We start from the raw sequence: 13,356 nt of genomic DNA on the forward strand, positions 1-13,356 counted from the left end.
ATGCCGCCTGGAGCGTGCTGTCGAATGCGAGCATCCTGTGTGCATGCGGCTACTAGGGCGGGCGCATAGGGTGCCGTTCACGTGGAGGCCACCAGCTTGTCCTTATCCATGATCCCGCTCTATCAGCAGGTTCGGCAGCACGTGCTGGAACAGATCGCATCCGGTGCCCTGAAAGTCGGGGACCGGGTGCCGTCTGAGATGGAATTGGTGCAGCAGCTGAGCACCTCCCGCATGACGGTCAACCGTGCCCTACGGGAACTGACCAATGAAGGCGTGCTCGTTCGAGTTCAGGGAGTCGGCACCTTCGTCGGCGACCGCAAGGCGCACGGCCATCCTTTGAAGATCCGCAGCATCGCGGACGAGGTCAAAGAGCGTGGAGGAACCTATAGCGCCCGCGTGCTCGCGGTGGAAAAGACGCATGCCGGTGACACGCTCGCCAGGACGTTCGGGATCGCGCCGGGTGCTGCGCTCTACCGGTCCTCGATCGTCCACCAGGAAAACGACATTCCGCTTCAGCTTGAGGAGCGGTTCGTGAATCCGGCACTGGCACCCGATTATGTCCGGGCCGACTTCAGCCGCATGACGCCGTACGAGTACCTGATTAAAGTGGCGCCGCTGCAGGAGGTCGAGCACGTCGTCCGTGCCGTGATGCCGAGCATCCAGACGAGAGAGCACCTCCACATGGCCGCGGGGGAACCCTGCCTGCTCATCCATCGCCGCACCTGGACCGACGGGCAACTCGCAACGGTCGCCGACTTGTACCATCCGGCGTCACGCTACGAACTTTCCGGCCGCTTCCGCCCCTAAGAAGCCCCCTTCCGGCGTGAGGCGCAAGTCGCTCTTCCCGGCTCGAGCCATGTTGTATATACAAGCATGTACATGTTGCGGCCTGCTGCCGATGAAAGGAATTCCATGCCGTCCTACTTCGCCGAGGCGGTGCGCTTGCCGAATGGCTGGGCCCTTGATGTCCGCCTGCATGTGGACGCTGACGGCATCATTGCCGCGGTGGAGCCTGGGGCCTCAGCAGCAGGCGCTGAACGCCTGTCCGGTCCGGTAATCCCGGGTATGCCCAACCTGCACTCGCACGCATTCCAGCGTGCGATGGCCGGGTTGGCCGAACGTGGAAGCCACACGGGCGACACCTTCTGGACTTGGCGGCAGACCATGTACCGCTTCCTGGAGCGGTTGACGCCCGAGGACAACCGAGCGATTGCCTGCCAGCTTTATGTGGAGATGCTCAAGGGCGGCTACACCACCGTTGGCGAGTTCCACTACCTGCACAACGATCCCCAGGGACATGCCTACATGGACCCGGCGTCCATGGCGTCGGGCATCCTTTCCGCAGCCCAGGAGGCGGGCATTGGTCTGACCTTGCTGCCCGTCCTCTACATGACGGGCAGCTTTGACGGCCGTCCGCTCGTCGGCGGGCAGAGGCGCTTCGCCCATACGCCCGACAGCGTACTGCGCCTCACCGAGAAGCTGCTGGGCGAAGCGCCTCCCGAAGTTCGGGTCGGCTTGGCACCTCATAGCCTGCGGGCGGTGCCGCTGGACGCGATGCGCGAGGCCCTGGCCGGGCTGGACGCGCTGGACCGTCACGCCCCCATACATATCCACGTGGCTGAGCAGCCGGGAGAGGTCGCTGATTGTCTTGCTGCTTCGGGCAAGCGGTCGGTGGAACTCCTTCTGGACAGCATGGACGTCACACCGCGCTGGACGTTGATCCACGCCACCCACATGACCGAGGCAGAAACCCGCCGTGCTGCAGCCACGGGCGCCACGGTCGGTCTCTGTCCCTCCACCGAGGCGAACCTGGGGGATGGGCTTTTTCAGTTCCTGACCTTCCTGGAAGCCGGTGGGGCGTTCGGCATAGGCACGGATAGCCACGTCAGCCTCGACGCCCGGGAGGAACTCCGCTGGCTCGACTACGGCCAGCGCCTCCGGTCGGGCAAGCGCGCCATGCCGGTCATGGGGGACGCACACGTCGGCGCCCGACTCTGGCTGGCAGCAGTTGCTGGCGGGGCGCGATCGCTGGGTCACGCGACCGGACATATCACCGTTGGGCACCGGGCCGACCTCCTCGTGCTTGACCCCGACCACCCGTCGCTTGCTGGCCGCGAGGGCGACCAGCTGCTGGACGCGCTGGTCTTCGTGAACGCAGGCGCCAGCCCGATCCGGCACGTCATGGCAAGAGGGCGGATGGTCATCGCGGATGGTCGGCACCCTGACGAGGAGGCAATCGCGGCGCGGTATCGGGCCGCGCTGTCACGCCTGCTCGCCGAATAAGGCCCGACGTCCCAACAGTCTCGAAATAAGACGAGGAATTCATGCCCACCCGTCGCGACAACACCCGCATTATCCGCTCACCCCGCGGCCTGACGCTGAACGCCAAATCCTGGCAGACGGAGGCCCCGCTGCGCATGCTGATGAACAACCTCGACCCGGAGGTGGCGGAGAATCCGCAGGAACTGGTGGTCTATGGCGGGATCGGCCGGGCGGCGCGGGACTGGGAGAGCTTCGACCGGATCGTGGAGACGCTGAAGCGGCTGGATGACGACCAGACCCTGCTGGTGCAGTCCGGCAAGCCGGTGGGCGTGTTCCACACGCACAAGGACGCGCCGCGGGTGCTGCTGGCCAACTCCAACCTGGTGCCGGGCTGGGCGAACTGGGAGCATTTCCATCATCTGGATCGGCTCGGCCTGATGATGTACGGCCAGATGACGGCGGGGTCCTGGATCTATATCGGGACCCAGGGCATCGTGCAGGGCACGTACGAGACCTTCGTGGAGGTCGGCCGTCGGCACTATGGCGGCGATCTCTCCGGCAAGTGGATACTCACCGCCGGGCTGGGCGGCATGGGCGGGGCGCAGCCGCTGGCCGCCACCATGGCCGGGGCCTCCTGCCTGGCCGTGGAATGCCAGCCCAGCCGCATCGACCGCCGGATCGAGACCCGCTATCTGGATCGTCGCACCGACGATCTGGACGAAGCTATTGCCTGGATTCAGGAGGCCTGCCGCACCAACAAGCCTGTATCCGTAGGCTTGCTGGGCAATGCTGCTGACATCTTCCCCGAACTGGTTCGCCGCGCCAAAGAGGACCCACGTTTCCGCCCCGACGCCGTCACCGACCAGACCAGCGCCCACGATCCCGTGAACGGCTACCTGCCCGCAGGCTGGAACTTGGCGAAGTGGGGGGAAATGCGGGAGCGCGATCCGCAGGCGGTGGCCGCGGCCGCCAAGCGCTCCATGGTGGTCCATGTCCAGGCCATGCTGGACTTCTACGCCATGGGCGTGCCCACGCTGGATTACGGCAACAACATCCGGCAGATGGCGAAGGATGAGGGGCTGGCGAACGCCTTCGACTTCCCCGGCTTCGTGCCCGCCTATATCCGTCCGCTCTTCTGCCGCGGCATCGGCCCCTTCCGCTGGGCGGCCCTTTCCGGCGATCCGGGGGACATCCGCAGAACGGATGAGAAGGTGAAGGAGTTGATGCCGCACGATCCTCACCTGCACCGTTGGCTGGACATGGCGCGGGAGCGCATCGCCTTCCAAGGCCTGCCCGCTCGCATCTGCTGGGTGGGGCTGGGCGACCGGCACCGCATCGGTCTCGCCTTCAACGAGATGGTGGCGCGTGGCGAGATCGGGCCGCTGGTCATCGGGCGCGACCATCTGGACAGCGGCTCCGTCGCCAGCCCGAACCGGGAGACAGAGGCCATGCGGGACGGGTCCGACGCGGTGTCCGACTGGCCGCTGCTGAACGCGCTGCTGAACTGCGCCAGCGGGGCCACCTGGGTCAGCCTGCACCATGGCGGCGGCGTCGGCATGGGCTACAGCCAGCATTCCGGCATGGTGATCCTGGTGGACGGAACGGAGGATGCCGCCCGCCGGATCGGGCGCGTGCTGTGGAACGACCCCGCCACCGGCGTGATGCGCCACGCCGATGCGGGGTACGGGATCGCGGTGGATTGCGCGAGGGAGCAGGGGCTGGATCTGCCGATGCTGGGCAAGTACTGAACCGCGGGACACATCATGCAGACCATTCGCGTACATCCAGGTCGTCTGACGCTTTCCGACATCAAGCTGGTTCTGGCGGGCCCCGTCCGCCTCAGCATCGACCCGGCAGACATGGAACGTGCCGCCGCATCGTCCCGCACCGTGATGGAGGTGATGGCGGCCGGAAAGGTCGCTTACGGGATCAATACGGGGTTCGGCCTTCTGGCCAAGACCCGGATCGAGACGGACCAACTCGCGCTGCTCCAGCGTAACCTTGTCCTCAGCCACGCGACCGGAACCGGTCCGCTCCTACCCGACGAGGTGGTGCGGCTGGTCATTGTCTTGAAGGTCAACAGCCTGCTGCGTGGCTATTCGGGCGTGCGGCCAGAGGTGATCGCGGCCCTGGCGCAGCTTCTGGAGCGCGAGGTCTATCCCTGCATTCCGGCCAAGGGGTCCGTAGGCGCATCCGGTGACTTGGCGCCGCTGGCGCACATGGTCGCCCCCATGATCGGCTGGGGTGAGGTGCGGATAAAGGGAGAAGTCCTGCCCGCCGCCAAGGCGATGGAGGCCGCGGGCCTGAGCTTGCTGGAACTGGGGCCCAAGGAGGGACTGGCGTTGCTCAACGGCACGCAAGTCTCGACCGCCCTGGCTCTGGCCGGACTGTTCGCCGCTGAGCGCGTTTTCGATGCGGCGCTAGTTGCGGGTGCCATGTCGGTGGATGCTGCGCGGGGCAGCGACACGCCCTTCGACCCGCGCATCCATGAGCTACGTGGCCAGCGTGGCCAGATCGATGTAGCCGCCGCCTATCGTGAGCTCCTGGCGGGTAGCGCCATTCGCGAGAGCCACCGCGATTGCCCGCGTGTCCAGGACCCCTACTGTCTGCGGTGCCAGCCTCAGGTCATGGGAGCATGTCTGGACCAGCTTCGGTTCGCCGCCGGGACACTTGGAATCGAGGCCAACGCTGTCACCGACAACCCTCTGGTCTTCCCCGGTGACGGCGCCATCCTGTCCGGCGGCAATTTCCACGCCGAACCCGTGGCCATGGCCGCCGACCAGATTGCCCTGGCCCTGGCGGAGATCGGCAACCTGTCCGAACGGCGCAGCGCCATGCTGGTGGACCCCAACCACAACGGTGGGCTACCGGCCTTCCTGGTCAAGGACGGCGGAGTGAATTCCGGATTCATGATCGCCCAGGTAACGGCGGCTGCATTGGCGTCGGAGAACAAGGGCTTGGCACACCCGGCCAGCGTGGATAGCATCCCCACCTCGGCCAACCAGGAGGATCATGTCTCCATGGCCACTTGGGCGGCACGGCGCACGTTGGACATGGCTGACAACGCTGCGGGCATCGTCGCGGTCGAAACCTTGGCGGCCGCGCAGGGGATTGATTTTCACCGGCCTCTGCGCTCCTCGAGCAGGTTGGAAGCGATTCATGCCAGCCTTCGATCTCGCGTGCCCTTCTGGGACCGGGACCGCTACTTCGCCCCGGATATCGCAGCGGCCAAGGATCTGATTGCAAAGGGCGTGCTCGAATCCGGCGTCAGCTGGTTAGGTGCCTGAGGAGCGGGTCCTGCTTATGGAGGGCAGGGATTGATTCTGTACCCGGTGGGAGGGAAGCCACGATGCTCGGCTAGAGCACCGCGGCTTCCTCCGCGCACATGTCAGATAGGTCAGTCCGTGGTGCCCATCGGGCTGTCGAGTGAAGTCTGCGGGTAGCTGGACCACTGATTGGGGCCCGTCGGAATCTTCTCCCGGATCTGCTCGCTGCGCATCTTGCTGAGCTCCTGCTCCTTCTTCTGGAGCTCTTCCGGCGTGCGCGTGGTGCCTTCGGGTTGATGGTGAATCTCTCCCTGGGTCTCGACCACGTGCTTCACCGGGTCGTCCACATAGGTCCAGTGCTCGCCCGACTGCCAAGGGCCTTGGCCCTCGTTCCACGGTCCGCGCGCATCGGCGCCGTTGGACATGTTGAAATAGGTGTGGGTGTGGCGCGGGTCGCCCTGCAGGATGCCTGGCGGGAAGTTCGGCTGGATGGTGTCGAGGGCGGCCGAGAACATCTGGAAATGTGCGATCTCGCGCGTCATCAGGAAACCGAGCGTCTCCTTGACATAGGGATCGTCGGTGAACTGCATCAGGTATTCGTAGACGATCTTGGCTCGGCTCTCGGCCGCGATGTCGGAGCGCAGATCCACCGTGAGGTCGCCGTTGGCGTTGACGTAAGCCCCGCTCCAGGGGGTGCCCATGCTGTCGGTCAGGCGCGGACCGCCGCCCGAGAGCACCAGGAACTGCGGGTTGGTCAGCGCATCGTGGATCATCTCCTCCTTGGTGGCCTTACCCTTCATCAGGCCCATGATCGGTTCAGCACCGGCGACGTCCTTAAGCTCGCTGTTCACGCCGTCCAGCAGCATGGTGATGGTGGCGCCGACGATCTCAAGATGGCTCAGTTCCTCGGTGGCGATGTCCATCAGCAGGTCATACTTGTCCGGATAGGGCTGGCGGGCGGCGAAGGCCTGGGTGAAATATTGCATAGCCGCCTTCAACTCGCCGTTCCCGCCGCCGAACTGCTCCAAGAGCAAGCGGGCGAAGCGGGGATCCGGGCCAGAGACACGCGCGTTGAACTGTAGTTCCTTGTTATGATGGAACATCTCGCACCTCATCCGTCTGGTTGGAACAGCTACGACCTTCGCCGCAACCACCTGATCCAACTGGAACTCTGCCCATCGGTTCCGCTGTACATTAGCGATTTCATAGCGGGCCGGGCTTGGCTGGAGGGCGCTCCCGGAGACTTGACTGCTCGGCTCACAGTTGGCGTCGGACCTGCGCATGGTTCAGCAACGCCGTCAGCACGACGCCACCAAGAACGTTGCCAAGGAGAGCGGGGACCAGGAACGCCTGGATGTAGTCGCTCCAGGTCACGCGCCCCGCAAAGACCGCGGAGGCCACCTCAGTGGAGCCTGCGATGACATGCGCGAAACCGGCGACACCGATGACGTAGGTCAGCGTCGCCACGACATGGAAGCGCGTGGCCCCGACGGCAGGCGTGATCCAGACCATGAGCGCGATGATCCATCCGGCCAGCACGGCCTTCGTGAAAACAGCCAGGAATGATCCGGCCTGGGCTTCGTGACCGATTTCCGCGAATGCCCTCTTGGCCTCGTCGGAGAAAGCACCCGTTTCCTGCGTTGCCCACGCGAACAGGATGGTGCCAAGTAGGTTGGTGACCAATACGACGCCCCAGAGCATGGCAACCCGGGACAGCTTCTCGCGGGTCGGTTCGTGCAGAAGCGGAAGGACAACGGTAAGCGTATTCTCAGTGAACAGCTGCTGCCGCCCGAGAACAACGACCAGGAAACCGATGCTGTATCCCAGGTTCTCCACAAGGGAGCGCCACGGGGCATCGGGCAGTCCGGTCCGCAGCAGCCCTTCCACAGCCAGGGACAGTCCCATGGAAAAACCTGCAGCCAAGCCGGACCAGGCCAGCGATGCGGGATGACGAGCGAGCTCCTCATTGCCTTCCTTGCGAATGGCCTCGTGTAGGACCAGAGCGCTCGGATTGGCGCGTTCTGCGGCATCCTCCTGCTCTTGTCTCCGGCGCCCGCCGGGCAAGTCGCCGTCCTTCATTTATCCTGCCCTCCGGTGCAACTGAATGTCGGTTCTGCCGTCGCCGCCCTGCTTGCCTATCGGCCAGCGGCAAGGAAGTTCGGGCATGTGCGCTGTGTGCATCATGCTCACCTCCTCAGTACTGACGGGATCATGTGCCGCCTGGCCGGAACGGAACGCCCGCCTATTGCTGCAACAGAGTGCCGTCTCTGGGCTGACCCGGCCAGGAAAGCTCCTGCCAAGCCCATCCGGAGTTCTCGAGCAAAGCCTGAGACAGCTTCCGGCGTCGAGATTTTCGCTCCATGGCCTCTTGGAATTCCTGGTCGCTGACGACCGGAATGCCTGCGCTTCGAAGGGGCTCAAGGGACGGGAGGGGCGGAGCCTCTGCCGCGGCTTTGATATGGACTCGTTCCAGGCTGTCCAGGAAGGAACGCGCACCTGCCACCGCCGGGGCCATGATCGCCTTCGGAAGCCTAGCCTCTGGAGCGACGGCCACTTCCATGAGCATCAGGGCCTGATCGAGCACAACCATCTGCAGGGCCAGCGATTCCTCGCGACGTGCGGCGTAGTAGTAGTGAAGAATGGGATAGGCGAGGTGCTGCTGGCCGATTTCCATGATAGGGGACGCCAAGGACGACAGGTTCGATTGAAGGCCCGAGAAATCGTTGCCGTTCCATCCCGTGATAAGAACGTCCTGGGGCGTTCTGCCCAATGCGCCGATGTAGATTGCGACCTTACGCTTGCTCACCACCGCAGATACAATGGGAACCAGATAGGTCGCGCAGAGTGAAATGGTCAAGAAGCCGGTCGCCGACATCAGGTTCGTGATAACCTGCCAAAGGGCACCTTTAGGCTGGTAGTCCCCAAGACCCAGGGTGAAGAAGCTGTAGCCTGCGTAGTAGACGCGGTCCCAGGCGCCTGCCTGCTGACCCCCTTGGCTGCTGACAACGGCTGACGGATCGGCGAAGACAATCAGGCTCCAGGCGGTCCACTCAAGGAGGATCCACACGGCTACCGTCAGGATCGCAATAGCCGGGCCGCACCGGGCAAGCGTATTCCTGGTTCCCGTGATGCGGAACACGATGAAGACCGCCTTCCAAACAAGCTCCGCCATGCGGGTTGTAACCGGACCGGCTCCCTGAAGGGTCAGGGTCGTTTTGATGATATCCGTCCACGTAATGACGAGTAGAATGACGCCGGAAACAGCGAAAAGCCAGTTCATATGGTTTCCCTCTGGTCGTCCGCATGCGCAAGGTGCAGGCAAGAGACACGAACGCATGCGGTGGCCCAGCTAAGTTGAGGGCACTGCCTATGCGATGAGGACTCTGACAAGAACGCTGTCCGGGTTCTGCTCTTCCGGTTGCTGGTTGAGCACCCCACGCGGCGGTCCCTGGCGTTGCGGTCTAAAAACCCAATCAGCGGCTTCTCGATGCTGAGGGCATGTTCGTTCGCTGGTCAGGATCGTTGTGGCTGGAGTCTTTAGAGACATTAGAGGGAATGGCCCTCCCATGTTGGAACGGGAGGGCCATCCACATCAGGCGGGGATCTCCGCCTTAGGCAGCCATGCTCTGGAGCGCGTCACGGCAAGCGGTTTCGCACCGGTTGCAGGACGCGGCACAGACGCGGCAGTGCTCATGCTCTCCGGCATGGCGGGCACATTCCTCACCGCACAGGCGACAGGCGAGGGCACAGGCTTCCAGCATGGAGCGGATGAGCTGCTCGTTCGATCCGGTGCGCCGGGTGGCGATGGCCCCCGTGGCGGCGCAAACGTCGGCGCAGTCCAGGTTCAGGCGGATGCACTGGCGAAGCTGCTCCACCATGCCTTCCGCCAGGCAGGCGTCGGCGCAGGAGGTGCAGGTCTGGGCACAGGCGTAGCATTCTTCGATGCAGCGGATGAGGGCTTCGTTGGTATTGCCCTTCACGTCGGGATGCGCAGAAATCATTTCACGTGCGTGCATTTCAGTCTCCCGTAGTGCTGTGATTGGTGGCGCACGGTGGTGCGCCACCTTTGGTGCGCAGCGGCCCGAATGCTGCGGTAGCCGGACTGGTTCCGGGGTGTCGCCGGGCCGCCTACGCCGACCTGTCCGGGCACCTGGGCGCCTGGACAGACAGTTGTCCCGCTAAAGCCGCGCCATACGCAGCCGCAGGGCATTCGCGATGACTGACACCGAGCTCAGCGCCATGGCCGCGGCGGCCAGGATCGGGCTCAGGAGCAGGCCGAAGAAGGGATAGAGAACGCCCGCCGCCACCGGCACGCCGAGGGCGTTGTAAACAAAGGCGAGGAACAGGTTCTGCCGGATGTTGCTCATGGTGGCGCGGCTCAATGCCTTGGCCCGGGCGATCCCGGCGAGGTCGCCCTTGACCAGGGTGACACCCGCGGACTGGATGGCGACGTCGGTGCCGGTCCCCATGGCGATGCCGACATCCGCCTCGGCAAGGGCAGGGGCGTCGTTGACCCCGTCCCCGGCCATGCCGACAACCCGACCCTCGGCCTTGAGCCTGCGGACGACGGCGTTCTTATCCTCCGGGCTGACCTCCGCCTCGACGTCGTCCAGCCCAAGTCGCCGCGCGACCGCCTCCGCGGTGGTGCGGTTGTCGCCGGTGAGCATGACGACGCGCACCCCGTCGGCCTTGAGGGCGGCCAGTGCTGCGGCCGTGCTCTCCTTGATGGGGTCGGCCACCGCCACGACACCCGCGGGAGCGCCGTTGATCGCCACGTACATGGCGGTCGCTCCCTCACGGCGGAGGTCGTCGGCAATGGCCTCCATCTCGGCGAGGCTGACACCTTCGGCCCGCATCAGCTTGGCATTGCCGAGGGCCACCCGGTGGCCGTCCACTGTTCCCGTGACCCCCTGGCCCGTTACGGAGGCGAAGTCGGTCGGGTCCTGGATCGCAAGGTTCCTCTCCCTGGCGGCGGCAATGATGGCCGCAGCCAGGGGATGCTCGCTGCTCTTCTCCAGGCTGGCCGCGGCGGCCAGCAGCAGCCTTTCATCGATCCCGCCAAGCGGCTTGATGGCGGTCAGCTTCGGCTTGCCCACCGTTAGCGTGCCGGTCTTGTCGACCACCAGCGTGTCGACCTTCTCGAAGCGTTCCAGTGCCTCGGCGTTCTTGATCAGCACGCCCTCGCGCGCACCACGGCCGACGCCGACCATGATCGACATCGGGGTCGCCAAGCCGAGCGCGCAGGGGCAGGCGATGATCAGGACGGACACGGCTGCGACCAGCCCGTAGGCCATGGCGGGCTCGGGCCCCCAGATCGACCACACGATGAAGGACAGGATCGCGATCCCGATGACAGCCGGGACGAAGTAGCCGGACACGACGTCCGCCAGCCGCTGGATCGGGGCGCGGCTCCTCTGGGCCTCGGCGACCATCTGCACGATGCGGCTCAGCATGGTGTCCGAGCCCACCTTGTCGGCGCGCAGGACAAGGCCGCCGGTCCCGTTCAGAGTGCCGCCGATCAATTTGGAGCCCGGCTCCTTCTCCACCGGGATCGACTCGCCGGTGACCATGGATTCGTCCACGGACGAGCGGCCCTCCAGCACCTCGCCGTCCACAGGCACGGATTCGCCGGGGCGCACCCGCAGGCGGTCGCCGACATGCACCTGGTCCAGCGAGACTTCCTCGTCGTGGCCATCGGGCATGATCCGTCTGGCCGTCTTGGGCGCGAGGTTCAGGAGGGCCCGGATGGCACCGCCGGTCTGCTCCCGGGCACGGAGCTCGAGCACTTGGCCCAGCAGGACCAGGACGATGATGACGGCCGCCGCCTCGAAGTAGACGGCCACGTTGCCTTCAGGCCCGCGGAAGCCGTCCGGGAAGATGCCGGGGGCCACGACGGCCACCACGCTGTAGATGTAGGCCGCCCCCGTGCCCATGGCGATCAGGGTGAACATGTTGAGGCTGCGCGCCTTTACAGACGCCCAGCCGCGCACGAAGAAGGGCCAGCCCGCCCAGAGGACGACAGGTGTCGCGATCAGGAACTGCACCCAGGCGGATGTCCGCGGGGGCAGCAGGTGCGCCAGCCCGATGGCCGGGATATGACCACCCATCTCCAGCAGCAGGAGGGGCAAAGTCAGGATGCCCCCGATCACGAAGCGGCGCCACATGTCCCGGAGCTCGGCGTTCGGCTGCGCTTCGGCGGAAACCGTTTCCGGCTCCAGGGCCATGCCGCAGATCGGGCAGTTTCCCGGCCCCTCCTGACGGATCTGCGGGTGCATGGGGCAGGTGTAGATCACGCCGGGCTGTGCCGTCGGCTCAGGCTTCGCCTGCATCCCGGAAGGCACGATGTAGTGGTCCGGATGCGCTTCGAACTTGGTGCGGCACTTCTCTGAGCAAAAGTAGTAGGTTGTGCCTGCTTGGTCGGACTTGTGCGGCGTTGTCGCCGGATCCACCCACATCCCGCAGACCGGGTCCTTCACTTTGACAGCGCCCTGCTGCGGAACGGCATGCTGACCGCCGTGGCTGTGGGCCTGGTCCTGATGGTGATCGTGATCATGATCGGTCATGTCCGGCTCCTCTCCGCAGCTGGCGCCTTATCTGCCTCAAGTCCCAGCAATTTTCAGGTTTCAGTCGCTGGAGGCCCAAGGCACCGAAATTGGCAACCTGCGCGTTGTCGACCATGCGTGTCTTGATGTGTGTCAATGGTAAGATCGATTTGGCGACGCTGCTCGATTTCCGCACACCTTCAGAAAACTCCAGTGCGAGCAAGCGGCAGCGTTCCCTGGTCGAAGAGACTAAGCCTGCGCTTCTTCTGTACTCTCCGGCAGGCAGTCGACATAGCCGCGGTATCCGACCCTAACGCTTTGGGCGATCTCAAAGACCAGGTTGGCCTCGCGTCGCTGCATGCCATCTTGCAATTCCGGTGCTTCTCCGGGATCGGGCTGGAGCGTTAGGCGGACGGGATCAGCAACCAGCCTCACGCCACCGAGCTTATCGACGTTGCCTTCGGCGGGGCCCAACTGCAGCTGGATCAAACTGCCGTTCAGCTTGGCAAGCCCGTCACTTAGCTCTCCGCTCTCGGCCAAGCCAAGCGCCAGAACCGGTCTGCCTGCGCTGGTGTAGCGGAATACGCAACGTGGCCCTGTTCCAAGAGCCTTGCGGATTTCCGCATCGGTCATGGTCATGGGATCGAGGGTCGGGATATGCGCGCCCGACAGCGCCTCGGCCGCCGGTATGATCCTTGCGATCTCCTCCGCCTTCACGGGAGTAATTTCATCGTCTGCCCGGTCGGCCTCGCCGCATCCGGTCAGCAATCCGGACAGCAGAACCAGGAGAAGCGGCGCCCGCCTGGCGTGTTTTGAATGCCTACCCATCAGTCCCGTGCCTCCAGATCGGTAAAGAGATACTTCATCTCCGCGATCTCACGCTCCTGGGCCTCGATGATCTCATCCGCGAGGGCGCGCACGCGGGGATCGGTGATCTGCGCCCGCTTGCTGGTCATGATGGCGATCGAGTGGTGCGGGACCATCGCCTTCATGTATTCGACATCGTCCACCGTGGCCTGGCTGCGCACCAGCCAGAGGCAGAAGGCGAAGGCCGCGGCGGAACCTCCGAAGATCGCAAGATTGACGGCGCGCTTCTTGTACATGCCCATCATGAAGGCCAGCATGATGACGGACATGGAGGAGCCCATGACGAGCGCCATCCAGGCGCGGGTCTCGCTCCAGTAAACGTGCTCGTACGCATAGGTGTTCAGGTACATCAGCACGTACATCACGACAGTTGAGGTCGCGATCATCGCGCCGAACCGCCAGTAGGACATTCCCATATC

General features: G+C 64.7%; 11 protein-coding genes. 4 read left to right on the forward strand and 7 right to left on the reverse strand.

All coding sequences use genetic code 11. The features are described from left to right. Nucleotides 1-108: 108 nt before the first annotated feature. The 4 genes from hutC to hutH all read left to right on the forward strand — a co-directional run bounded on the left by hutC (nucleotide 109) and on the right by hutH (nucleotide 5,549). Complete coding sequence (gene hutC, locus DOL89_RS24200; RefSeq protein ID WP_119680808.1) at nucleotides 109-807, forward strand: histidine utilization repressor; 699 nt, start codon at nucleotides 109-111, stop codon at nucleotides 805-807. A gap of 105 nt (nucleotides 808-912) precedes the next feature. After that, nucleotides 913-2,283, forward strand: a complete 1,371-nt coding sequence (locus DOL89_RS24205) for a formimidoylglutamate deiminase (RefSeq protein WP_119681921.1) — start codon at nucleotides 913-915, stop codon at nucleotides 2,281-2,283. A 41-nt stretch (nucleotides 2,284-2,324) separates the two neighbouring features. After that, complete coding sequence (gene hutU / locus DOL89_RS24210) at nucleotides 2,325-4,010, forward strand: urocanate hydratase (protein WP_119681922.1); 1,686 nt, start codon at nucleotides 2,325-2,327, stop codon at nucleotides 4,008-4,010. 15 nt (nucleotides 4,011-4,025) lie between these two features. Further along, on the forward strand, nucleotides 4,026-5,549 hold the full coding sequence (gene hutH / locus DOL89_RS24215; RefSeq protein WP_205574747.1) for a histidine ammonia-lyase: 1,524 nt from the start codon (nucleotides 4,026-4,028) through the stop codon (nucleotides 5,547-5,549). A gap of 110 nt (nucleotides 5,550-5,659) precedes the next feature. Here hutH and DOL89_RS24220 read toward each other — a convergent pair whose 3' ends face one another. From DOL89_RS24220 to DOL89_RS24250, 7 genes are all read right to left on the reverse strand, one after another. After that, a complete protein-coding gene (locus DOL89_RS24220) occupies nucleotides 5,660-6,631 on the reverse strand; it encodes a manganese catalase family protein (RefSeq protein WP_119681924.1) in 972 nt (323 codons plus the stop codon). 154 nt (nucleotides 6,632-6,785) lie between these two features. Then, entirely contained in the window at nucleotides 6,786-7,607 is an 822-nt protein-coding gene (locus DOL89_RS24225) for a formate/nitrite transporter family protein (protein ID WP_119681925.1), read from the reverse strand. A 163-nt stretch (nucleotides 7,608-7,770) separates the two neighbouring features. Further along, the gene (locus tag DOL89_RS24230; RefSeq protein WP_162937876.1) at nucleotides 7,771-8,808 is read right to left on the reverse strand and encodes a two pore domain potassium channel family protein; all 1,038 of its coding nucleotides are present in this window, start codon (nucleotides 8,806-8,808) and stop codon (nucleotides 7,771-7,773) included. 331 nt (nucleotides 8,809-9,139) lie between these two features. Then, nucleotides 9,140-9,544, reverse strand: coding sequence for a four-helix bundle copper-binding protein (locus DOL89_RS24235; RefSeq protein ID WP_119681927.1), 405 nt, complete (start codon nucleotides 9,542-9,544; stop codon nucleotides 9,140-9,142). A gap of 162 nt (nucleotides 9,545-9,706) precedes the next feature. Further along, nucleotides 9,707-12,091, reverse strand: coding sequence for a heavy metal translocating P-type ATPase (locus DOL89_RS24240; protein WP_119681928.1), 2,385 nt, complete (start codon nucleotides 12,089-12,091; stop codon nucleotides 9,707-9,709). Nucleotides 12,092-12,319: 228 nt separating this feature from the next. Further along, nucleotides 12,320-12,898: a hypothetical protein gene (locus DOL89_RS24245; RefSeq protein ID WP_119681929.1), complete on the reverse strand. Its 579-nt coding sequence runs from the start codon at nucleotides 12,896-12,898 to the stop codon at nucleotides 12,320-12,322. Beyond that, nucleotides 12,898-13,353, reverse strand: a complete 456-nt coding sequence (locus tag DOL89_RS24250) for a DUF305 domain-containing protein (RefSeq protein WP_119681930.1) — start codon at nucleotides 13,351-13,353, stop codon at nucleotides 12,898-12,900. Before DOL89_RS24250 ends, DOL89_RS24245 begins: the two co-directional genes overlap by 1 nt. Nucleotides 13,354-13,356: the final 3 nt, after the last annotated feature.

Origin of the sequence: Indioceanicola profundi (genome assembly GCF_003568845.1) — a bacterium.
In the GTDB taxonomy this organism is placed as follows: domain Bacteria; phylum Pseudomonadota; class Alphaproteobacteria; order Azospirillales; family Azospirillaceae; genus Indioceanicola; species Indioceanicola profundi.

Coding starts and splice junctions, on each gene's coding strand:
- hutC (WP_119680808.1), top strand. CDS start 109: ATGATCCCGCTCTATCAGCAGGTTCGGCAGCACGTGCTGGAACAGATC.
- DOL89_RS24205 (WP_119681921.1), top strand. CDS start 913: ATGCCGTCCTACTTCGCCGAGGCGGTGCGCTTGCCGAATGGCTGGGCC.
- hutU (WP_119681922.1), top strand. CDS start 2,325: ATGCCCACCCGTCGCGACAACACCCGCATTATCCGCTCACCCCGCGGC.
- hutH (WP_205574747.1), top strand. CDS start 4,026: ATGCAGACCATTCGCGTACATCCAGGTCGTCTGACGCTTTCCGACATC.
- DOL89_RS24220 (WP_119681924.1), bottom strand. CDS start 6,631: ATGTTCCATCATAACAAGGAACTACAGTTCAACGCGCGTGTCTCTGGC.
- DOL89_RS24225 (WP_119681925.1), bottom strand. CDS start 7,607: ATGAAGGACGGCGACTTGCCCGGCGGGCGCCGGAGACAAGAGCAGGAG.
- DOL89_RS24230 (WP_162937876.1), bottom strand. CDS start 8,808: ATGAACTGGCTTTTCGCTGTTTCCGGCGTCATTCTACTCGTCATTACG.
- DOL89_RS24235 (WP_119681927.1), bottom strand. CDS start 9,544: ATGCACGCACGTGAAATGATTTCTGCGCATCCCGACGTGAAGGGCAAT.
- DOL89_RS24240 (WP_119681928.1), bottom strand. CDS start 12,091: ATGACCGATCATGATCACGATCACCATCAGGACCAGGCCCACAGCCAC.
- DOL89_RS24245 (WP_119681929.1), bottom strand. CDS start 12,898: ATGGGTAGGCATTCAAAACACGCCAGGCGGGCGCCGCTTCTCCTGGTT.
- DOL89_RS24250 (WP_119681930.1), bottom strand. CDS start 13,353: ATGGGAATGTCCTACTGGCGGTTCGGCGCGATGATCGCGACCTCAACT.